Genomic DNA, 21,606 nt, shown 5'->3' with positions numbered 1-21,606 from the left:
GTCGGGAGAATGGATGCGATGACAGGCGAGCGATTAAGATGACGATCCACAAGGTTAGCCAGAGTGCTACACGTCTCGCGCATCGTGTGTCGAGCTTTCACAAAGGCACGCGCATGGTGCCGGAAGAAGTGCCTGTGGCGGTAAGCTATAACGGTTCAACACAAGCCGTGATGATGGCTACCCCTGACAATCTTGAAGATTTCGCGATTGGCTTCACGCTTACCGAGAATATCGTGGACCATATTTCCGAGATAGAAGCGATAGAGGTCGTAGCCTTTGAGAAAGGTATCGACGTGCAGATAAAGCTGTCTGAGCGACCGGAGCAGAGGCTTGCCGCGCGACGCAGATTTATGGCCGGACCTGTCGGTTGTGGACTTTGTGGGATAGATTCAATCGATCACGCCTTGCGGCCACTTGGGGCACTGGATCAAGACGGTGGAAAATTCACCTCTCATGATATTTCGATGGCCGTTAAATCTCTTGCGGAAAGGCAGGAGCTGAATGCTCAAACCCATGCAGTTCACGCCGCAGGTTTCTATGTGCCGGGCGAGGGGCTTATTGCCGTACGCGAGGATGTAGGGCGCCACAATGCACTGGATAAACTTGTCGGCGCTGTCTCGCGTATAGGCACTTCACCACAAGACGGTATCGTTGCGATCACCAGTCGCGTCTCGGTCGAAATGGTGCAGAAAGCTGTTATGTTCGGCACGTTTGTTCTGGCGGCTATTTCTGCGCCAACTGCTCTGGCCATCCGAACTGCCGAAGAAGCTAATCTGACGCTTGTTGCATTGGTACGGGGAGATGAGTTCGACATTTATGCCCATGGGGACCGCATAGCGGGAGAATGACCGGCCTTCTGCGAGGCCGGTCAATCCATCCTTATACGAGGGCCGCAATACGGCTACGCTCGCCAACGATCTGCAATACCGCGTTTGCCGCTTCCTCACCCTTCACTTTGAAGTGCGTATGAAAGAAGCCATGGTGTTCTTTGCTTTCGTGGAAATGATGTGGCGTCAGGACGACGCTGAGTACTGGAACTTCAGTTTCGAGACTAGCTTGCATCATGCCGTTGATAACAGCGGTTGCCACGAAATCGTGCCGATAGATGCCACCATCCACCACGAAGGCCGCACCGACGATGGCCGCATACTGACCAGTCTTTGCGAGGGTTTTGGCATGAAGGGGGATTTCATAGGCACCCGGCACGTCGAAGATATCGACTTCAACGTTTGTATCGGCCTTCGCAGACAATTCTGCGATAAAGCTCTTGCGGGATTCGTCGACAATATCGGCATGCCAACGAGCCTGAATGAATGCAATCTTGAATGACGTCTTGTTCGGACAGCTCTGGTTCATAGGTTCCTCACGAAACTAGAATCAGGGCGCACAAAAGAACGCAAAGACAGTACCTGAATGGCACAATCCTGACGCTCAATCGCTCTCTTCCATCCGGACTTTAACCGTCGGCTCCGGCATCTCACCGGATCTGCTGACCCTGAACTGAAGCCGAATCGGCTTCCATGCAGGCGCTCGCGGGCTCGAAGCTTACACTTCATACCGCCGGTGGGGAGTTTCACCCCGCCCCGAGAACAAACTCGCACACTATTATGCGAGCGGCGCGAAACTATGCCCTTGTCTAAAACTTGTCCAGTGCGGATAGGGAAATTTCTGCTTCCGATATTTCAGTTTGGCTTCAGAATCTCAGGCAATCGCTTGAGCAGGATATGCAGCAGATCGCGTTCCTTCAAAGAGGTAATGCTCTCATTTCTAATGGCTTTTCAGGATGTTAACTCTGGTTACAGTTTTAATCGATTAAATTTCGCTTGTTTTATCCTATGAGAGATATTGACACCGTGGCGGGGTTTGAGCCTATCCTGTGTTCTACATCTTGTCTTGTGGGTGGTTCGCTTTCGTAAAAGACAACGTTGTCAATTGGGGAAAAGCGACGTAAGAGTGGAATGGAGGATTTCAGGAACAACGTCGTAAGGGATGGCCGGGGCGCAGGTGAAAGCGCAAGCTTTCGCATCGTATTGCGGCGGTGAATAGGAGGGCCGGGCTGTGTGCTGCAGCCGGTTCCGCGTCTGTGCCGAGGAGGCGTGGATGAGAGTGACGACACGGATTACCATGCATAAGCAGAAGCTTGGCTGGGTATCCGATAGTTTTAGTTTCGTTTGTTTCGACGGGAGGTAGACATGCATAAACTTTTGAAGCTCGCTGCGATGGGTACGGCCGCTTGTGCTTTACTCGCCGGAATGGCCCCTGTTGCCAACGCGCAGGATAAGCAGAATGTTGAAGTTCTGCACTGGTGGACAGCAGGTGGTGAAGCCGCCGCGCTCGACGTCCTCAAGAAGGATCTTGAAAAGAAAGGCATCACTTGGACCGATATGCCGGTTGCCGGTGGCGGCGGTACGGAAGCCATGACGGTGCTGCGCGCACGCGTTACGGCTGGCAACGCGCCGACGGCGGTGCAGATGCTCGGCTTCGATATTCGTGATTGGGCGGAGCAGGGTGCTCTTGGCAATCTCGATGAGGTCGCAAGCAAAGAAGGCTGGGAAAAAGTTATCCCAGCTCCCTTGCAGGAATTTGCCAAGTATGACGGTCACTGGATCGCGGCCCCTGTCAACGTTCACTCCACCAACTGGATGTGGATCAACAAGGCAGCGCTCGACAAGGCAGGTGGTAAGGAGCCTGCCAACTGGGATGAACTGATTGCTTTGCTCGATAAGTTCAAGGAACAAGGCATCACGCCGGTCGCTCATGGAGGCCAGCCGTGGCAAGACGCAACGATTTTTGATGCTGTCGTACTTTCTTTCGGTACGGACTTCTACAAGAAGGCTTTCATCGATCTTGACCCCGAAACCCTCGGCAGCGATACGATGAAGCAGGCTTTCGACCGGATGACGAAGCTGCGGTCTTATGTTGATGACAACTTCTCCGGTCGGGACTGGAACCTTGCTTCCGCTATGGTTATTGAAGGCAAGGCCGGTCTTCAGTTCATGGGCGATTGGGCGAAGGGCGAATTTATCAAGGCTGGCAAGAAGCCCGGTGAAGACTTCGTCTGCATGCGCTATCCAGCTACGCAGGGCGCCATCACCTTCAATTCCGACATGTTCGCCATGTTCAAGGTTTCGGAAGACAAGATTCCGGCACAGCTTGAAATGGCATCGGCGATTGAAAGCCCGACTTTCCAGTCGGCCTTTAATGTGGTGAAGGGCTCCGCGCCGGCTCGTACCGATGTGCCTGATACCGACTTCGATGCTTGCGGCAAGAAGGCAATCGCTGACGAAAAGGAAGCAAGCGAAAAGGGCACGATGCTGGGCTCCATGGCACATGGTTACGCCAACCCGGCGGCTGTCAAGAACGCCATCTATGACGTTGTAACACGCCAGTTCAACGGTCAGCTCTCTTCGGAAGATGCTGTCAAGGAACTAGTGTCGGCTGTTGAGGCTGCGAAGTAATGTTAAAAATAGCGTCCGGGTCTTTCCCGGACGCTATTTGCATTTGGCGCCCGAATGTGGATGCGCATTTTAAAGTGCTGGCAACTGCGGCCAGAAATCAAAACACAATTGCCTCATGAGGGTCTGCATGTTTCCATCGGAAATTGCAGGGAATTAAACTTATTAAGTGCATTCGGTCGCATTTCTTGCAGACGCGCCAGAATGCCGGTCAAACAGATGTCTGGAGCTTAGCCTGATAATTGGCGTAAGGCCGGGCGGCGTAAACAAGGTGACGCAAATATGCAGCGTAACAGCCGAATACAGGAACTGGTGCCAAAGCTGGTTCTAGCGCCGAGCTTTTTGATAGTGCTCGTGTTTGTCTACGGTTTCATCATTTACACTGGCGTTCTCTCGCTAACCAATAGCCGAATGCTGCCGTCCTACGGCTTCGTCGGGCTCGCGAACTACACCAAACTATGGGCTTTACCCCACTGGTGGCGGGCAATCACCAATCTGGCAATTTTTGCGTCGCTCTACATCATTATCTGTTCGGTTATCGGGCTATTTCTCGCGATTCTTCTTGATCAGAAGATTCGCGGTGAGGGCGTTCTGCGCCCGATCTATCTCTATCCGATGGCGCTGTCTTTCATCGTGACCGGAACAGCATGGAAGTGGTTTCTCGATCCTGGTATCGGCTTGGAAAACACAATGCATCTGTGGGGTTGGGAGAGTTTCTCCTTCAACTGGATAAAGAGCAATACCATGGCGATATACTGTCTGGTGATTGCTGCCGTATGGCAATCATCCGGATTTGTGATGGCGATGTTTCTTGCGGGGCTGCGTGGTGTCGACAACGAGATTATCAAAGCGGCACAGATCGATGGAGCTTCGACAGGAACGATCTATCGTCGCATCATCATCCCGCTAATGCGACCGGTATTCCTGTCTGCTTTCGTGGTTCTCGCTCATTTGGCAATCAAGGCATACGATCTTGTTATCGCACTGACCGGCGGGGGGCCGGGGCAGGCAACCGAACTGCCAGCAACTTTCATGTACTCCTACACGTTCACACGGAACCAGATGGGTATTGGCGCGTCGTCAGCGATTGTCATGCTGGCGATGATCTTCTCGATCATCATTCCTTATCTTTACTCTGAAATTCGCGGAGGGTCGCGGTCATGAGCGCCCAGTCGCAAGACAATGCTATCAATAGCGGAAAACTGACGCGTGTGCTGATCTACACGGCGCTGTTGCTCTTTGCTTTCTACTATTTGTTGCCGCTTTATGTGATGCTGGTTAACTCGTTCAAACCCTTGGATGAAATCCGTCAGGGCGGTATGTTGAACTTGCCACAACAATGGACAGTCGAGCCATGGCTATCCGCGTGGTCGACGGCACAGATCGGAGTGCAGCCTACCGGGCTGAAGCCGTTCTTTATCAATTCGATCCTGATGGTCGTTCCAGCCGTTGCTATCTCGACCATCGTCGGCGCATTGAACGGCTATGTATTGACCAAATGGCAATTCCGCGGATCGAATATCTTTTTCGGCTTGCTGCTGTTGTCGTGTTTTATTCCGTTCCAGATCGTGCTCATTCCGATGGCGCGTGTTCTTGGTTTTTTGGGCATTGCCGGTACGATTTGGGGGCTGATCCTCGTACATGTGGTCTATGGCATCGGTTTCACGACGCTCTATTTCCGCAACTATTATGAGGCTTTTCCGACAGAACTGGTGCGGGCGGCCCAGATAGACGGGGCGAGCTTCTTCCAGATATTCTCGCGCATTTTGCTGCCGTCTTCAGGACCGATCATCGTTGTGTCCGTGATTTGGCAGTTCACCAATATCTGGAACGACTTCCTGTTCGGTGCTTCGTTCTCCGGCGCGCATTCGACGCCTATGACCGTAGCGCTCAATAACCTCGTTTCGTCTTCCACTGGCGTCAAGGAATACAATGTGCATTTCGCAGGCGCTATTTTGGCGGCTCTGCCGACGCTGATCGTCTACATCGTTTCCGGTCGCTATTTCGTACGTGGCCTAATGTCCGGTGCCGTTAAGGGATAAGTTGCAAATGTCTTTTCTGAAAATATCCGACCTCTATAAATCCTATGGCAACGTTCCGGTTTTGAAGGATATCAATATCGAGATCGATGAGGGTGGTTTTCTCGTCCTCGTTGGCCCGTCTGGCTGCGGCAAGTCGACATTGTTGAACACTATCGCCGGGCTCGAACCAATCACGTCCGGCGATATCGCCATCAATGGAAAGTCTGTTTCCGGGTTGCATCCGTCCCAACGCGATATTGCAATGGTTTTCCAATCCTATGCGCTTTATCCGAATATGACGGTTGCAGGAAATATCGCTTTTGGCATGGAAATTCGTAAAGTTCCCAAGGCAGAGCGTGACAAGTCTATTCAGGAAGTTGCTGATATCCTGCAGATTGGTCATCTGCTGGATCGCAAGCCGAGCCAGCTTTCCGGTGGCCAACGCCAGCGTGTGGCCATGGGGCGCGCTTTGGTGCGCAATCCGCAGGTCTTCCTGTTCGACGAACCACTTTCCAATCTCGATGCCAAATTGCGTGTCGACATGCGCACTGAAATTAAACGGCTGCACAGCCGGATGAAAACCACGATCGTCTACGTAACTCACGATCAGATCGAGGCAATGACCCTGGCAACCAAGATCGCCGTTCTGAAGGATGGAATCTTGCAACAGTTTGGTACACCTGCGGAGATTTATAACAATCCGTCCAACATGTTCGTTGCAGATTTCATGGGATCTCCAGCAATGAACCTGCTGACCGTTGGGGTTGAAAAGAACGGCTCAGGTTACGCCATCAATCTTGGACGAGGTGAGGGCGATGTGCTGAAGTTGCCGTTGAAAAACGCACCGAAGGGTTTGGCGGCCTATGACAACAAGGATGTGGTTTTCGGTATCCGCCCCGAAGCGCTTACCGATCCCGATGGAGCTGATCGCAATGCTGAAGCGATTGTGGAGGGGGATTGCCTGATCGATGTTGTTGAACCGGCGGGATCAGATACGTTTGCGGTCACGCGTTTGGGCGGCAAGCATGTCGTGGCGCGCTTGCGAGCAGATGCCCGCATCGCGGCAGGGCAACCTGCTCGACTCGCTTTCAACTTGGACAAGTCAGTCTTTTTTGATCCGACCAGCGAAGGTCGAATTCTTTGACCATCAAGCGTATAGCGCGGTCTTCTCTAATACGCTGGGTAATTGTACGAAACGAAAAGAGCGCTTCCAAACCAATGGAAGCGCTCTTTTTCATATATGCCTGGAGGGCAAAAAATTTTGTTTAGGGGCACGCTTTAATGCAGGAAATCCAGCCCGAGAAGACCGACTGCAAGCGCAGTGTTGAGTGAAATGATCATCATCCCATAGATGATGGCGGTTCTTGTAATATCGTTCATTTCCTACCTCCTTGAACCGGAGCGGCCCCCCACCCGGTTCGAAGCCTCGTGAAACTGTAACGAAATGTAACAAGCTGTTACGGGAAGCGCAACCCTGTTTTACGCAAATGTGAATGAGTGAAATCTGGCGTGAGAGACTCGGTTCCCTTTTGCTGACGGAGCACCTGTTGGGTCAAAATCGCTTTAAATTACTGATTTTATCGCACATTCACTGCAATGTGACGTCGTTATGGCTAGCAAAAATCAGCTTAGCGCTACATAGAATTGTCGGCTCTTTCATATCCGTTCTTTCGGAATATTACCGTGAATCGCATCATTCCTCTCGTATTAGCTATAGCCCTGTTCATGGAGCAGATGGATTCGAACGTCATCTCGACGTCGCTTCCAGCTATCGCCACTGACATCGGCACAAGCCCTATCGCACTCAAGCTGGCATTGACGGCTTACCTTGTTGCGCTCGCGGTTTTCATTCCTGTCAGCGGTTGGATGGCGGATCGTTTCGGCGCCAAGAATGTCTTCCGGACCGCAATAGCTGTATTTGTGGTTGGTTCTGTTGCTTGTGCCGCCTCGAATTCGTTGGCCGCTTTCGTTGTTGCTCGCTTCTTGCAGGGTATGGGCGGTGCGATGATGACGCCGGTCGGCCGTCTTGTTCTTATCCGTTCAACCCCGCGCAGTGAACTTGTGTCGGCCATGGCATGGCTGACGATTCCAGCAATGGTTGGACCGCTTGTCGGTCCACCGGTTGGTGGCTTCATCACAACTTTCCTGACATGGCATTGGATTTTCCTGATCAATGTACCGATCGGTCTCGTTGGTATCTGGTTTGCAACCCGATTCCTGCCGGACACTGATGAACGCATTGTCAAACGTCTTGATTGGACGGGCTTTTTCCTTTCCGGGATTGCGATGTCAGGTGTTGTCTTCGGACTGTCGGTGGTCAGCCTTCCGGCCTTGCCGCCAGCAGTTGGGTTCACGACCCTTGCAATCGGCATTGTCTGTACGGTTCTGTATCTTCAACATGCGAGGAGGGTCGACGATCCTCTGCTGAACCTGAAACTTTTCGATAATCAGGTATTCCGCTCCGCGGTCATTGGCGGCAGCATCTTTCGGTTCGGGATCGGCGCGATCCCATTTTTGTTGCCATTGATGTTTCAGTTGGGTTTCGGTCTCACACCGTTTCAGTCAGGAATGATGACTTTCGTTTCGGCGATTGGTGCTATCAGCATGAAATTCGGTGCAAAGCGTATCTTTGTCCGTGTGGGGTTTCGACGCGCTCTGATGGCTGGATCCCTGATCTCGGCCTGCTTCATTGCCATCAACGGCCTGTTCACGCCGACCACACCTTACTGGATTGTCATCGGGTTTCTGCTGGTGGGGGGCTTTGCACGCTCTTTGTTTTTCACTGGTGTCAATGCGCTGGCTTTTGCCGAAATCCCCGATGAAAAGACCAGTCAGGCGACGCCTATTACCGCCGTTGCCCAGCAGGTTTCCATTGCTATCGGGGTGGCACTGGCAGGCGGTATTCTTGAAATCAGCACGTCGCTTCGCGGAGCCCATCTTGCGCTGGTGGATTTCCACATCGGCTTCTTTGTCGTTGCTGGTGTTTCGGCTTTGGCTTTTTTCTGGTTTGCACGCCTTGCACCGGATGCAGGCAAGGAGCTTGCTGCACCCACTGTCGTGAAACACCACAGCAAGGCGCATGCATCGGTAGAGGCCACGAACACCTCTGCCGGAAAATAAGCGTTAGCCTTTGAAATCGCGGGCAAGCAGATAGAGCTCGACGGATTCCGCACGGGATGCCGGTGGCTTTACGTGATGCACAGAGCGGAATTTCTGCTTGAGCAGCGCCAGGAGCTCATTTTCGGTGCCGCCCTGGAACGTCTTGGTGAGAAAATGTCCGCCCGGTTTCAGAACCGAGATGGCAAAATCAGCAGCGACTTCGCACAAATGCACGGTGCGCAGATGGTCAGTCCTGCGGTGACCTGTCGTGGGGGCCGCCATGTCGGAAATGACAAGATCGGGCTTGTCGCCGAGAGCATCCATCAATTTCTGCGGCGCTTCATCGTCGAGAAAATCCATTTCCAACAGGATGACACCGGGCAAGGGATCAACGTGAAGATAGTCGATGCCGACGACGTGCGGGGTCTCGTCGGTTGAACCGACGATCTTGGCAGCAATCTGCGACCATCCACCAGGCGCAGCACCGAGATCAATAATCTTCTGACCCTTCTTGAGCAGGTTGTAACGGTCGTTGATTTCAATAAGTTTGTAAGCTGCGCGCGATCGATATCCGTCCTGTCTGGATTTGTGCACATAGGGATCGTTGAGATGGCGCTGCAGCCAGCGGCGCGACGATTCCTTGATCGTACCCGCCTTCTTCTTCACGCGTACCTGCAGATTGCTGGATCCCGCACCGCCGCGACCACCAGTTTTTACTCCACCTTTGTTTCCGCCAGCCTTGCTCATTATCAGTGCCTGTTTTTAGCGCCTGTTGCGCGATTGTGCCGCCATGCGCCATCGCGCGACATCAGTTCGGTCAAAATGCCCTCGCGCAGACCGCGATCGGCAACGAGTAGTTTCTCGCTGGGCCACACTTTGCGTATTGCATCAAGAATAGCACAGCCTGCCAATACCAGATCGGCGCGATCCACGCCAATACACGGGTTCGCTACACGAGCTTCAAAATCCCACGATAGAAGACGATTGGTCATCTGTGTCACGTCGTCGGCGCCCATCCACATACCGTCGACCCGCCGCCGATCGTAACGATCGAGACCGAGATGAATTCCTGCCAGCGTCGTAACTGTTCCGGAAGTACCTAGCAGATGAAAGCGCGGACTGGCGGTCAGACTTCCGAGGCATTGACGTTCGGCAAACTGTGCAAGCAGATCGGTCACATGGGAAACCATGGAATCGAAGTTTTCCTGCGTAACATTGCGTCCGCCGAACCGCTCCGCCAGTGTCACAACGCCGACAGGGAGGGATGTCCATGCCATGATATGCTCAGCCAGACGTGGAGACCGGCGGCGGGAAACATCGATTAATGCAATTTCGGAAGAGCCGCCACCGATATCGAACAGCACGACAGCGTCCGTCTCGCGGGTAACCAGCGTACCGCAGCCAGAGACGGCCAGCCGGGCTTCGGTTTGCCGGTCCACAATCTCCAGTTCAAGCCCGGTTTCCGCATAAACACGCGCGAGAAACGCCTCGCCATTCGATGCCGAACGGCAAGCCTCCGTCGCAATCAACCTCGACCGTCTGATCTTTTTGCCTGCCAGCTTGTCACGACAGATCTTCAGCGCTTCGACGGCGCGGTCCATTGCATTGTCGCTGAGTTGGCCCGTTGCACTCAAGCCTTCTCCCAGCCGAACGATGCGAGAAAACGCATCCACAACGCGGAATTGACCCGGTCTGGTCGGTGATGCAACTAGCAGACGACAATTATTTGTGCCGAGATCCAAAGCTGCGTAAAGCGGAGCATCGCCCTTTTCATGGCGCGAACCGTTGACGACACGGGATGCCTGCCCATTGCCACCTTTCCGCTTGTTCTGAATCGAAGCGTGCGGGTTATCCACACGGGCGGCATTATGCGGCGCCTTGACGGCTACTTCTGTTGTCGGAGATGTCTGTCCATCCTGCTGCCGCGACTGCTTCTTCATACGAGCACGGCGACGGCGATTCGAGATCTTACTGGATGATCGCTGTTGGTTGTTTTCTGCTTCCGTTGTGGCTGGCTTTTGCGCAGAAGCTTCCACACCGGACACAGACTTGCCACGTCGACGACGACGTGCACGCTTGCGCTGGCTCTGCGAGCCCGTGCCTTCGGTTTCGTCCTGCGGTTTTGAGCGTCCTGAATCGGATGCACTACGAGCATTGCCGATATCTGAAACGGCATTTTTACGCGGTCTGCGTTTGCCGTTATCGGTCGGATTCCGGGCTTGTGAATGACCCGATTGTCCGCCGGACGCCCCTTGATGCACCATTTCGGCGGTGCGCTCGTCGGGGTTCTTCAAGGTTCTTGTCCTTATGGCGCCGCGCGAACCGGTGAGGACGCAAGCAAGGCGCTTCAATTTCTACGTTGTGCATAATGTAACAGTGGTTTTCTGTTTTACCAAGGGGCAGGCTGCCGGGAGCTGCGGGAAAATTTTGAAAACACGTATGAAATTTGAGCTAACGGCGCACCAGAGGGCTTTCGCTGTTGGCGAAAGCCCTCTGGTATGGATTATTTCTCCAGCCTAGATGTCGTAAGTATGTGCGGCGTTGATGGTTGCCACAAACTGCCTGGTACGATCCCGTTTCGGGCGCGTAAAGACGTCATGTGCAGAGCCTGTTTCAACGATATTGCCTGACTCGAGAAACACGACGTTCTTCGCAATCTTGGAAGCGAGCCGCAGATCATGCGTTGCAATCACCATGGTGGTGCCTTCCTTGGCGAGTTTGCTCAGAACATCAACAACTTCAGAAGCGAGCTCGGGATCAAGTGCCGAGGTGGGTTCGTCGCATAATAGCACACGAGGTGAAGGGGCCAACGCTCGCGCAATGGCGATGCGCTGTTGCTGTCCGCCGGAAAGCGTTGAAGGCCAGGCATCCGCCTTGTGCACCATGCCCACCTTTGTAAGCAGTTCCATCGCACGCTCTTTTGCCTTGTCCTTATTCCATTTCAGGACTGTAACAAGACCTTCCATCACATTCTGGATGGCGGTCTGGTGCGGAAAGAGCTGGAAGTTCTGAAACACCATGCCTGTTTGGCGGCGGATAGACTGGATCGCCTGCCAGCTTGGCTTGCGATCCGGCTCGAAGCTGAGGCTCTGACCGCCTAGAACGAGAGTGCCCGACGTTGGAATCTCAAGCAAGTTTATGCAACGCAGCAAGGTACTCTTGCCGCCACCGGACGGGCCGACGAGTGCCGTTACCGTACCCTCTGCAATCGCAACGTTGATATCGTTGAGAATAACCGCATCATCAAAACGCTTTACGATATGCTGTAGCTCGATCATGCGTTTGTCTCCAGCGTGCCGCCATAACGTCCGAAGCGCCTTTCAAGTCGCACTTGTAGCGCCGAGAGAACGGAGCTCATCACCAGATAAATCAAGGCTGCTTCGATATAGAGGATAAGAGGCTCATAAGTGGTCGCGACGATGCGCTGTGCGGATTGGAAAAGCTCCGGCACTGTGATGGCAGCGGCGAGCGAAGTGTCTTTCACCAGAGAAATGAAGGAATTGGAAAGTGGCGGCACTGCTGTACGGGTCGCTTGCGGCAGAATCGTACGGGCGAGAGCCTGACGCCAGCTCATGCCGATCGAATATGCTGCTTCCCATTGACCTTTGGGAACGGCGGAGATGACGGCACGGATGATCTCAGAACTATAAGCACCGACACTGAGTGTGAAACCAATCACCGCTGCGGGAAATGCATCGAGATAGATGCCTGCGCTTGGCAGACCGTAAAAGATGACGAACAACTGCACGAGCAGTGGTGTGCCACGGAATATCCAGACATAGAAACGTGCAATAGATGAAACCCAGAGCGGGGCAAACAATCGCACGAGTGCAGTCAGGAGTCCCAATGTGAGGCCGAAAGCAAAGGACAAAAGGGTGAGTGGAATGGTGAAGATCAATCCAGCCCACAAAAGAGTGGGCAGGGATTCCGCCATCAGTTGAAGCCAATCGGGCACTTTTTCGGCTCCTCAACAATGCATAAAGTCAGACTGAAATGAACTTGCGCTGATGAACCTGCGCAATGTTATCTTATACGGTCTGGCACTCATGTCTTGGGAATAGTTTTTCACGATCACAATAAAGCAAAGCCGGAATTAGCTTCCGGCTTTGCTGCATGAGCCTAGAAGGACGCCTACTTGGAAACGTCCTGACCGAAATATTTCTGCGCGATTTTGTCGTAGGTGCCGTCAGCCTTGATGTCGTCCAGCGCCTTGTTGATTGCGGCGACGAGATCGTCGTCGCCCTTGCGAACGATGATGCCTGAAGCGTCAGCATTTTCCTTCTCGGCGGCGATCTTGACCGGAGCTTTCGGCTGATGCTTTTTGAAATCGAGGAAGGACAGGCTGTCATTGAGCGTCGCATCGGCGCGACCTGTCAGAACGAGCTGGATCGACTGGTCGAAACCGTCGGTGGCCACGAGTTCGGCACCGGCTTCCTTGGCGAGCTTGCCGTAATTGCTGGTAAGCGACTGTGCCGACTTCTTACCCTTGAGATCCGCGAACCCCTTGATCGTGTCGTTCTTGTCGTTGACGATCAGCACGACCTTTGAAACGATATATGGGTTGGAGAAGTTGAATTTCTTCTTGCGCTCTTCGGTGATGCCCACCTGATTGATAACGGCATCGTAACGATTGACATCGAGACCGGCGATCAGGCCGTCCCACTTGCCTTCGACGAATTCCGGCTTGACGCCGAGCTTGGCAGCCACGGCTTCACCGATTTCCACGTCGAAGCCGACGAGCTTGTTGTCCTTGTCGTGATAGGTGAAAGGCGCATAGGTGCCTTCGGTGCCAATCTTCAGAACGCCCGCCGACTTGATGGCGTCGAGATTTTCTCCGGCCATTGCGCTGGTGAAGAGAGCTGCCTGAATGATGCCTGCAGTAGCGATGATCTGAGCGAATTTCATTTTCGGTATCCGTGAACTGGTTGATGTTCTATTGATCGCAGAAATTTAATTCTAAAGATGCGTCAAAAACGATCATTAAGGCACAATAATTAGGATTACCTCCTAATTATTTCACGAATTTGAGTGAATAATTCTAACATTTTTCAGCGTGGATCGGAAGGGTGGAAAAAGCAGTCGCTGGTCGCCAAGAGCCAACTTTACCTGATTTATCGGGTCGAACGCAAAGCGCGGCCTGAGCATTGGCTGGCGACGCTTCGCTTTTTGATCGTCAGGCCGACTACTCAGGCTTGCCGAAACCACCGCCAGTCGGCGTGATGACGGTGAAGGCTTCGCCTGCTTCCAGAACAGTCTGGTCGCAATTGCCGAGCACATCGACGGAGCCGTCCTTGCGGCGCACTTCGTTGCGACCGGTCTGACCGGCTTCGCCGCCGTCCAGACCGAAAGGCGCCACGCGGCGATGACCCGAGAGAATGGCGAATTCCAGCGTCTTGAGTGCGCGGATCGTGCGCTTGGTGCCATCGCCCGCATGCCATTTGCCCTTTCCGCCGGAACCTTCACGAACATGGAAGTCTTCCAGCAAGACGGGGAACCGGGTTTCCAGAATTTCCGGGTCAGTCAGGCGCGAGTTGGTCATGTGGGTGTGTACGGCATCGGCACCGTTGAAACCGGGACCGGCGGGTGCGCCGGAACAGATGGTTTCGTAATACTGATATTCGTCGTTGCCGAAGGTCAGATTGTTCATCGTGCCTTGTGCCGCGGCCATCGCCTTGGTCGCCCCGAACAGGCAGTTGGTGACAGCCTGACTGACCTCGACATTGCCTGCCACGACTGCCGCCGGATAGCGCGGCGAAAGCATGGAGCCATCCGGGACAACGATTTTGATCGGTCGCAGGCAGCCCGCATTCATAGGAATATCGCCCTCGACCAGCACGCGGAAGACATAGAGCACAGCCGCTCGGGTGACGGGTTCCGGCGCGTTGAAGTTGTCGGAACGCTGTTCCGATGTGCCTGTGAAATCGACGGTCGCTTCACGCTTTTCCTTGTCGATGGTGACGCGCACCTCGATCTGGCAGCCCTGGTCCATCTCATAGGTGAAATGCCCGTCGGGCAGCTTGTCGAGCACGCGACGTACGCTTTCGGCGGCATTGTCCTGAACATGGCCCATATAGGCTTTCACGACATCCTCGCCAAAAAGACTGATCATCTTTCTCAGTTCCGCCCCCCCCTTTTCGTTGGCGGCGATCTGCGCTTTCAGGTCATTGACGTTCTGCGTCAGGTTGCGGACGGGATAGGTGGCTCCGGTCAGAAGAGCGGCGAGCGCCTCCTCGCGGAATGTGCCGCAATCCACCAGCTTGAAATTGTCAATATAGACGCCTTCCTGCTCGATATTGACTGCAAGCGGTGACATGGAGCCCGGCGCAATGCCGCCAATATCCGCGTGGTGACCACGGCTTGCGACCCAGAAGCGGATTTCACGATTCTCGTCATCGAAAACCGGCGTGCAGACGGTGAGGTCGGGCAGATGGGTGCCGCCATTATAAGGCGCGTTGATGAGGAACACATCGCCCGGCTTGATGTCGCTATTCTCGCGGATGGCGGTGGCGACCGATGCGTCCATGGAACCCAGATGCACCGGCATATGCGGCGCATTGGCGACGAGATTGCCGGCAGCGTCGAAAACCGCGCAGGAAAAGTCGAGACGCTCCTTGATATTCACCGAATAGGCGGTGTTTTGAAGAGTCACACCCATCTGCTCGGCAATGGACATGAAGAGATTGTTGAAAATCTCCAGCATGACCGGATCGGCTTCGGTGCCGATGGCGGTACGTGCGGGCAGCGCCTTGATGCGCGTCAGCACCACATGGTCATGCGCGGTCAGGCGGGCCTGCCAGCCATCTTCGATGACGATGGTCTGGTTTTTCTCAATGATGATCGCTGGGCCGGTAACAGTCTGGCCGCGCTGCATCTGTTCGCGCAAGACGACGCCCGCATCGTGCAACTCGCCTTGCGAGAAGAAGCGTGTCCGCTTGGCCGTTGCAGCTTCCAGATCGCTATCGAGCGATTGGGCGCTTTCGGTTTCGCCTGCGCCACCGCCCACGGCTTCAACTTCCACGGCATCGATAACCAGAGCCTTGTTTTCCGCAATGAAGCCGAAACGGCGCTTATGGGCCGCCTCGAACTTGGCGCGAAGACGGCCGGCATTGTCTTCTGCTGGGAAGGTGGCTTCAACCGAGAGCACCGTGTCGGTGCCCGCATAGCGGATATGCGCGCGCAGATGACGCTGCACGGCTGCGGCTTCTATACCTTGAGCCAGAAGTTCAGCAACGCATTCCTGCGCCAGTTCCTCTCCCAGTTCCTTCAGTGCTTTCGGCGCTGCCTGATCGAGCGCGACGCCGAGTGCCTTTTGACGGGTGGCGCGGATATCGGCCAGACCCATGCCATAGGCGGAAAGCAGGCCGGACATCGGATGGAGAAGAATATTCTTCATGCCAAGCGCATCGGCCACGAGGCAGGCGTGTTGGCCGCCCGCGCCGCCGAAACAGTTGAGCGCATAGCGCGTCACATCATAGCCGCGCTGGACAGAAATTTTCTTGATGGCCTCGACCATATTGGCGACAGCAATGCGGATGAAACCGTCAGCAACTGCTTCCGGAGAGCGACCGTCACCAATGTCGGCTGCGAGCGCGGTGAAGAGTTCACGCACCCGTTCCACATCAAGCGGCTGGTTCTGTTCGGGACCGAAAATCGCTGGGAAAAATTCCGGCAAAAGCTTACCGAGCATGACATTGGCGTCGGTAACAGCAAGGGGGCCGCCATTGCGATAGCAGGCCGGGCCGGGATTTGCGCCTGCCGAATCCGGGCCGACGCGGAAGCGCCCGGCATCGTAATGCAGGATGGAGCCGCCGCCTGCTGCAACCGTGTGGATCAGCATCATTGGTGCGCGTACGCGAACGCCGGCCACTTCCGTTTCGAAGGCACGTTCATATTCACCATCGAAATGCGCAACGTCCGTAGAGGTGCCGCCCATGTCGAAGCCGATGACTTTCGGGAAGCCAGCCGTTTCGCCGGTACGGGCGAGGCCGACGACACCGCCTGCCGGGCCGGACAAGATCGCATCCTTGCCCTGAAACAGATCGGCTGCCGTGAGACCGCCGGATGACATCATGAACATGACGCGCGCGCCGGTACGCTCGACATCCAGCTCATTGGATACCTGCGCAACATAACGGCGAAGAACGGGTGACAGATAGGCATCAACGACGGTAGTGTCGCCACGACCGACCAACTTGATTAGCGGTGAAACCTCGTGGCTGACGGAGACCTGTTCGAAGTCGAGACTGTGCGCAATACGAGCAATTTCAGCCTCATGCGCCGGGAACTTATAAGCATGCATGAGGGCGATAGCGACGGACTTGTAGCCCTGCTCCTTCAATGCAAGCAGTGCTGCTTCGGCCTCGGAGGGATCGAGCGCTGTTTCAACCGTGCCGTCTGCCTGAACGCGTTCGTTCAGCTCCGCGACCTTTTCATAAAGCGCTTCCGGCTTGATGATTTCGGTCGCAAAGATGTTCTTGCGTTCCTGATAGCCGATGCGCAGCGCATCGCGAAAGCCCCTGGTGGTGACAAGGGCCAGTCGCTCACCCTTGCGCTCGAGAAGCGCATTGGTCGCGACCGTCGTTCCCATGCGAACTTCGCCGATGATTCCGGCGGGAACCGCTTCGCCGGTCTTGAGGCCAAGATGCAGGCGAATGCCGTGAACGGCGGCATCCTTATATGCAGACGGGTTTTCGGAGAGAACCTTGCGTGCATGGAGCTGGCCCTGCGGGTCGCGTCCGATTACGTCTGTAAACGTACCGCCGCGGTCGATCCAGAAGTCCCATACTCCGCGTCCCGTTCCGCTCATTGCCGGCTCCCTCACACAAAATTCCAGATGCATTGAGTTGTGTATTCTGAAAACACTTCTGAAATTGATAGTCACATTTTATTGACAAAATGTCGATAAGATGGTGACATAAAATTCACATAAAAACGGGAGCGTCGAAATGGGTAAAGATAAGGCTTTTGAGGAAGAGCCTGAGACCGGAGACGAAATGCAGGAGGCTGGCTTTGACGAAGTCACGCTGCCTAAACATCTGCGCCCGGTTACCTCTATAGGCCCCATTGTCTCGTCCGCGCACCTAGCGGAAGGCGGCTCGCCAGGCATGTCTGAGGTTGAATATGGCCTCATTCTCGCATCGCACGCGTTTTCGCGCTGGATGGTTCGCTGCATGGCAGCGGCGGGATTGCCGGGGCTTTCTCCCATTGAAGTGCTGATTCTCCATTCGATCCGTCATCGTGATCGCGAGAAGAAACTTGCCGATATCTGCCTCGTTCTCGACATTGAAGACACGCATATTGCCACCTATGCCATCCGCAAGCTTGAAAATGCCGGCTTGCTGACGACCGGTAAGGCGGCAAAGGAAAAGACGGTGAAGATCACCGCCAAGGGCGCCGATGCCTGCGCGCGCTATGCGCAGATTCGCGAGCGTCTTCTGGTGGATTCCACCGCCAATGCGCGCCCGTCGGAAGAAACGCTTTCCGAAGTGGCAGCCCTTTTGCGCTTCATGTCCGGCGCATTCAATCAGGCCACGCGGTCTGCCATCACACTTTAAGAGGGTTGAAAGTTTGAGCGGAACCGAGTTGAGCGAACCAGTTTCAAAACCTCTGCTGACCGTCGATGGCCTCAGTGTCGAATTTGGCGCGAGCCGCGTCGTTGACGATCTGAGTTTCTCGGTCCGTCCCGGTCGCACGCTTGCGGTGGTGGGAGAATCCGGTTCGGGCAAGTCCATTACGTCGCTCTCCATCATGCGGCTTGCCGATATGAGCGGCGCAAAATTCCCGTCTGGCCGCATTCTGTTCGGCGAACGCGATCTGCTCAAGGCCGATCAAAAGACGATGCGGGGCATTCGTGGCAAGGAGATCGCCATGATCTTCCAGGAACCGATGACGTCGCTCAATCCGGTATTCACCATCGGCAACCAGCTATCCGAAGTGTTGATGCTGCATGAGGGCATGACCCAGCAGGCGGCGCTCGCCGAGGGGAAGCGACTTCTCGAAATGGTGCGGCTGCCGGATGCGGAAGGGCTGCTGAAGCGCTATCCGCATCAGCTTTCCGGCGGCATGCGCCAGCGCGTCATGATCGCCATGGCGCTTGCCTGCCGCCCGAAACTACTGATCGCCGATGAGCCCACAACTGCGCTCGATGTGACCATTCAGGCTCAGATACTGCACATTATCAGAGATTTGCAACAAGAGCTTGAAATGGCAGTAATTTTCATCACGCACGATATGGGCGTGGTGGCGGAAATGGCCGACGATGTCGTTGTCATGTGGAAGGGCAAAAAGGTCGAGGAAGGCCCGGTCGGGCAGATTTTCTCGAAGCCGGAACATGCCTATACCAAGACGCTGCTGTCGGCAGTGCCGAAGCTTGGCAGCATGACGGGCGAAGCTTTTCCCAAGCGGATGCCGGTCATGACAATGCGTGATGGTGTGCCTGTTCTGACCGGCGAGGAACGCATTCAGGATACGGCACGCTATGGTGACAAGCCGTTGCTTTCGGTGGACGATCTCTATGTGCGCTTTCCAATCAAGAAAAACCTGTTCGGCAAGGTCACGCATGTTTGCAATGCGGTGTCGAAGGTCGCCTTTGATATTTATCCCGGCGAGACGCTGGCACTGGTTGGTGAATCTGGTTCGGGCAAATCGACCATAGGGCGCACCATCCAGCAATTGCAGACACCGCTCTCCGGCGATATTCGTTTCAACGGCAAGGCCTATTCGGCCATGACCGCTGCCGAACGCTACGCCATGCGCCGTGAAGTGCAGTATATTTTTCAGGATCCGTTCGCATCGCTCGATCCGCGCAAGACAGTCGGCTTTTCCATTGCAGAACCCATTCGCACGCATGGCCTTCTCGACAATTACAAGGCAATCAATGCACGTGTGGCGGAGTTGCTGGAGCGGGTGGGTCTGGGCCCTGAACACGCCAAGCGTTATCCGCACGAATTTTCCGGCGGCCAGCGCCAGCGCGTATGCATTGCGCGAGCGCTTGCCTCCAAGCCGAAGCTCATCATCGCCGATGAAGCCCTGTCGGCGCTTGATGTTTCCATTCAGGCGCAGGTCATCAACCTGTTCATGGACCTGCAGAAAGAGCAGGATCTGGCTTATCTCTTCATCAGCCATGACATGGCGGTGGTTGAGAAGATGAGCCATCGCGTCGCAGTTCTTTATCTCGGCCAGATCATGGAACTCGGCTCGCGGCAGCAGGTTTTCGAAACACCGTCGCATGACTATACGAAGCGACTTCTCTCGGCAGTGCCGATCGCCGATCCGTCGGCGCGCACCAACCGGCCTGCGCTGGAAGGCGAAATTCCAAGTACGACGCGCCGGATCGATGACAAGCCGCTGATCTATCGCCATCGCGAGGTCGCAGCCGGGCATTTTGTGGCCGAAACCGCCTGACACATAAAGTTCAACAAAAACCCAAAGGGGAAAAACAATGATAAGGAAAACACTTAAAGCCGTTCTCATGGCTTCCGCTCTCTCAGCGGCAGTGTTTGCATCTGCTCCGGCCTTTGCTGCGGGAAAGCTGACCGTTTCGTCGCCGCAGGATCCGGGTAGCTGGGATCCGATCGACACTTTCCTCGTCAACTGGGCTTCTGTCGCCACTAATATTTTCGACGGTCTCGTCTATCGCGGACCGGACCTCAAGATCGTTCCGGCACTGGCAACCTCGTGGGACGAACTGGATGACGGCAAGCGCATTCGCTTCCATCTGCGCGAGAACGTCAAGTTCCACGACGGCGAGCCGTTCAATGCGGAGGCCGTCAAGTTCACTTTTGATCGCCTGCTCGGTGACGAGGGCGCGAAAGGCCCACAGCGTTCGAACTATATTGCTATCGAGAAGGTGGAAGTCATCGATGACAAGACCGTCGATTTCCATCTGAAGGCACCGGACCCGGTTCTGATCACCAAGCTGGCCGGTTATGGCGGCATGATCGTTCCGCCGAAGTATATTCAGGAAAAGGGCGACGATTATTTCAACACCCATCCGGTCGGTACCGGACCGTTCAAATTCGTTTCCTATGAGCCGAAGGTCAACATCAAGCTTGAGGCTTTTGCCGATCATTGGGGCGGCGCGCCGAAGCTTTCCGAACTCGAATATCGCTTCATCACCGAGCCTTCGACCGCTGTTGCCGAGCTTCAAGCCGGTCGCGTCGATCTGGTCATTCCGCCGACCATTCCGATTGGCATGATCCCGACCATTCAGAGCGATCCAAAGCTGGAACTCGTCACAACGGCTGGCCCGACGGTCTATGCCCTGCGCTTCAACACGGCTGACGGCATCACCAAGGACGAGCGCGTGCGCAAGGCACTGATTATGGCTGTGGATCGCGATGCGATCATCCAGTCCATTCTGGCAGGTCAGGCAGAACCGATTGCAAGTTTCCAGGGTTCGCTGTCCTTCGGCTTCGACCCGAACATGAAGCCGCTGCCTTACGATCCGGAAGGCGCAAAGAAGCTGCTCGAAGAAGCGGGCGTTCAGCCCGGCGCAAACGTGCAGATCGACGTGCGCGGTCAGGATGCAAGCTTCAATGAAGTGGCGCAGGCTATCGCAAGCTTCCTGCAAATGGTCGGCGTCAATGCAACCATCAAGCCTTACGACACCAATGTCCTGCTGAACGATATCATCCCGCAGGGCAAGACCGGCGCGATGTTCCAGCAGGCCTGGGGCGGTTGGACCTTCGACTACGATAACACCGCCTATTCCATGTATCATTTCGGAGAAAAGTGGAACCCGTACGACAAGGACGAAAAGCTCGACAAGATGCTGGAAGCGCAGCGCTCGGTTATTGATCGCGGCGAACGTGAAAAGCTCCTGCAGGAAATTGCGCATTACGCAGCCGACCGCGCACTGGAAATGCCGCTCTACAATCTCAAGGCAATCTTCGGCGTCAACAAGCGCGTGAAGAACTTTGTGCCGGTTCCCGACAGCCGTCTGCGTTTGACGGACGTCACTGTCGAGTAGGCAAGAATGACAATACGGCAAGCCGGATATGACCGGCTTGCCGCAGCATTTCGGAGGCGCA

The 21,606-nt window shown here is 54.9% G+C and carries 16 protein-coding genes and 1 riboswitch; of the genes, 9 read left to right on the top strand and 7 right to left on the bottom strand.

Annotation, left to right across the window (positions count from 1 at the left end; translation table 11 throughout):
- Positions 1-38: 38 nt before the first annotated feature.
- A complete protein-coding gene (gene fdhD, locus ACYSN1_RS10540) occupies positions 39-848 on the top strand; it encodes a formate dehydrogenase accessory sulfurtransferase FdhD (protein WP_461725618.1) in 810 nt (269 codons plus the stop codon).
- Positions 849-879: 31 nt separating this feature from the next.
- Here the strand turns inward: fdhD and ACYSN1_RS10535 are convergent, their stop codons facing one another.
- A complete protein-coding gene (locus ACYSN1_RS10535) occupies positions 880-1,356 on the bottom strand; it encodes a 6,7-dimethyl-8-ribityllumazine synthase (protein ID WP_461725617.1) in 477 nt (158 codons plus the stop codon).
- Between the two features lie 77 nt (positions 1,357-1,433).
- Positions 1,434-1,595, bottom strand: a riboswitch (FMN riboswitch).
- Between the two features lie 597 nt (positions 1,596-2,192).
- Here ACYSN1_RS10535 and ACYSN1_RS10530 point away from each other — a divergent pair.
- The 5 genes from ACYSN1_RS10530 (at position 2,193) to ACYSN1_RS10510 (ending at position 8,596) form a co-directional block, all read left to right on the top strand.
- The gene (locus ACYSN1_RS10530; RefSeq protein ID WP_140019007.1) at positions 2,193-3,458 is read left to right on the top strand and encodes an ABC transporter substrate-binding protein; all 1,266 of its coding nucleotides are present in this window, start codon (positions 2,193-2,195) and stop codon (positions 3,456-3,458) included.
- Between the two features lie 279 nt (positions 3,459-3,737).
- Entirely contained in the window at positions 3,738-4,619 is an 882-nt protein-coding gene (locus ACYSN1_RS10525; RefSeq protein ID WP_461725616.1) for a carbohydrate ABC transporter permease, read from the top strand.
- Positions 4,616-5,497: a carbohydrate ABC transporter permease gene (locus ACYSN1_RS10520; RefSeq protein WP_461725615.1), complete on the top strand. Its 882-nt coding sequence runs from the start codon at positions 4,616-4,618 to the stop codon at positions 5,495-5,497. The genes ACYSN1_RS10525 and ACYSN1_RS10520 overlap by 4 nt, the downstream gene beginning before the upstream one ends.
- A 7-nt stretch (positions 5,498-5,504) precedes the next feature.
- Positions 5,505-6,620: an ABC transporter ATP-binding protein gene (locus tag ACYSN1_RS10515; RefSeq protein WP_461725614.1), complete on the top strand. Its 1,116-nt coding sequence runs from the start codon at positions 5,505-5,507 to the stop codon at positions 6,618-6,620.
- A gap of 539 nt (positions 6,621-7,159) precedes the next feature.
- Complete coding sequence (locus ACYSN1_RS10510) at positions 7,160-8,596, top strand: DHA2 family efflux MFS transporter permease subunit (RefSeq protein WP_461725613.1); 1,437 nt, start codon at positions 7,160-7,162, stop codon at positions 8,594-8,596.
- Positions 8,597-8,599: 3 nt separating this feature from the next.
- Here the strand turns inward: ACYSN1_RS10510 and ACYSN1_RS10505 are convergent, their stop codons facing one another.
- The 6 genes from ACYSN1_RS10505 to ACYSN1_RS10480 form a co-directional block, all read right to left on the bottom strand.
- On the bottom strand, positions 8,600-9,322 hold the full coding sequence (locus ACYSN1_RS10505) for an RlmE family RNA methyltransferase (RefSeq protein WP_140019012.1): 723 nt from the start codon (positions 9,320-9,322) through the stop codon (positions 8,600-8,602).
- 2 nt (positions 9,323-9,324) lie between these two features.
- Positions 9,325-10,869 (bottom strand): Ppx/GppA phosphatase family protein, encoded by a 1,545-nt coding sequence (locus tag ACYSN1_RS10500; RefSeq protein WP_461725612.1) that lies wholly within the window; start codon positions 10,867-10,869, stop codon positions 9,325-9,327.
- A gap of 222 nt (positions 10,870-11,091) precedes the next feature.
- Positions 11,092-11,853 carry an amino acid ABC transporter ATP-binding protein gene (locus ACYSN1_RS10495; protein WP_461725611.1) on the bottom strand — a complete coding sequence of 254 codons (762 nt, stop codon included), beginning with the start codon at positions 11,851-11,853 and terminating at the stop codon, positions 11,092-11,094.
- Positions 11,850-12,530, bottom strand: a complete 681-nt coding sequence (locus tag ACYSN1_RS10490) for an ABC transporter permease subunit (RefSeq protein ID WP_461725610.1) — start codon at positions 12,528-12,530, stop codon at positions 11,850-11,852. The genes ACYSN1_RS10495 and ACYSN1_RS10490 overlap by 4 nt, the downstream gene beginning before the upstream one ends.
- 176 nt (positions 12,531-12,706) lie before the next feature.
- On the bottom strand, positions 12,707-13,480 hold the full coding sequence (locus ACYSN1_RS10485) for an amino acid ABC transporter substrate-binding protein (RefSeq protein WP_461725609.1): 774 nt from the start codon (positions 13,478-13,480) through the stop codon (positions 12,707-12,709).
- A 277-nt stretch (positions 13,481-13,757) separates the two neighbouring features.
- Positions 13,758-17,381, bottom strand: a complete 3,624-nt coding sequence (locus ACYSN1_RS10480) for a hydantoinase B/oxoprolinase family protein (protein WP_461725608.1) — start codon at positions 17,379-17,381, stop codon at positions 13,758-13,760.
- 139 nt (positions 17,382-17,520) lie between these two features.
- Between ACYSN1_RS10480 and ACYSN1_RS10475 the strand changes: the two genes are divergently transcribed.
- From ACYSN1_RS10475 to ACYSN1_RS10465, 3 genes are read left to right on the top strand one after another with little or no spacing between them, the layout of a single operon-like run.
- Complete coding sequence (locus ACYSN1_RS10475) at positions 17,521-18,129, top strand: winged helix DNA-binding protein (protein ID WP_461725607.1); 609 nt, start codon at positions 17,521-17,523, stop codon at positions 18,127-18,129.
- A 13-nt stretch (positions 18,130-18,142) separates the two neighbouring features.
- Positions 18,143-19,978 carry an ABC transporter ATP-binding protein gene (locus ACYSN1_RS10470; RefSeq protein ID WP_461725606.1) on the top strand — a complete coding sequence of 612 codons (1,836 nt, stop codon included), beginning with the start codon at positions 18,143-18,145 and terminating at the stop codon, positions 19,976-19,978.
- A gap of 37 nt (positions 19,979-20,015) precedes the next feature.
- The gene (locus tag ACYSN1_RS10465) at positions 20,016-21,545 is read left to right on the top strand and encodes an ABC transporter substrate-binding protein (RefSeq protein ID WP_461725605.1); all 1,530 of its coding nucleotides are present in this window, start codon (positions 20,016-20,018) and stop codon (positions 21,543-21,545) included.
- Positions 21,546-21,606: the final 61 nt, after the last annotated feature.

Source organism: Brucella sp. LJL56, assembly GCF_054871705.1.
This window is presented reverse-complemented; position numbering and strand designations above follow the sequence as displayed.

Bases quoted from the DNA above. Each gene is read 5' to 3' on its own strand.
- ACYSN1_RS10495 (WP_461725611.1), bottom strand. From the start codon at position 11,853: ATGATCGAGCTACAGCATATCGTAAAGCGTTTTGATGATGCGGTTATT.
- ACYSN1_RS10535 (WP_461725617.1), bottom strand. From the start codon at position 1,356: ATGAACCAGAGCTGTCCGAACAAGACGTCATTCAAGATTGCATTCATT.
- ACYSN1_RS10475 (WP_461725607.1), top strand. From the start codon at position 17,521: ATGGGTAAAGATAAGGCTTTTGAGGAAGAGCCTGAGACCGGAGACGAA.
- ACYSN1_RS10505 (WP_140019012.1), bottom strand. From the start codon at position 9,322: ATGAGCAAGGCTGGCGGAAACAAAGGTGGAGTAAAAACTGGTGGTCGC.
- ACYSN1_RS10465 (WP_461725605.1), top strand. From the start codon at position 20,016: ATGATAAGGAAAACACTTAAAGCCGTTCTCATGGCTTCCGCTCTCTCA.
- fdhD (WP_461725618.1), top strand. From the start codon at position 39: ATGACGATCCACAAGGTTAGCCAGAGTGCTACACGTCTCGCGCATCGT.
- ACYSN1_RS10515 (WP_461725614.1), top strand. From the start codon at position 5,505: ATGTCTTTTCTGAAAATATCCGACCTCTATAAATCCTATGGCAACGTT.
- ACYSN1_RS10530 (WP_140019007.1), top strand. From the start codon at position 2,193: ATGCATAAACTTTTGAAGCTCGCTGCGATGGGTACGGCCGCTTGTGCT.
- ACYSN1_RS10525 (WP_461725616.1), top strand. From the start codon at position 3,738: ATGCAGCGTAACAGCCGAATACAGGAACTGGTGCCAAAGCTGGTTCTA.
- ACYSN1_RS10485 (WP_461725609.1), bottom strand. From the start codon at position 13,480: ATGAAATTCGCTCAGATCATCGCTACTGCAGGCATCATTCAGGCAGCT.
- ACYSN1_RS10520 (WP_461725615.1), top strand. From the start codon at position 4,616: ATGAGCGCCCAGTCGCAAGACAATGCTATCAATAGCGGAAAACTGACG.
- ACYSN1_RS10480 (WP_461725608.1), bottom strand. From the start codon at position 17,381: ATGAGCGGAACGGGACGCGGAGTATGGGACTTCTGGATCGACCGCGGC.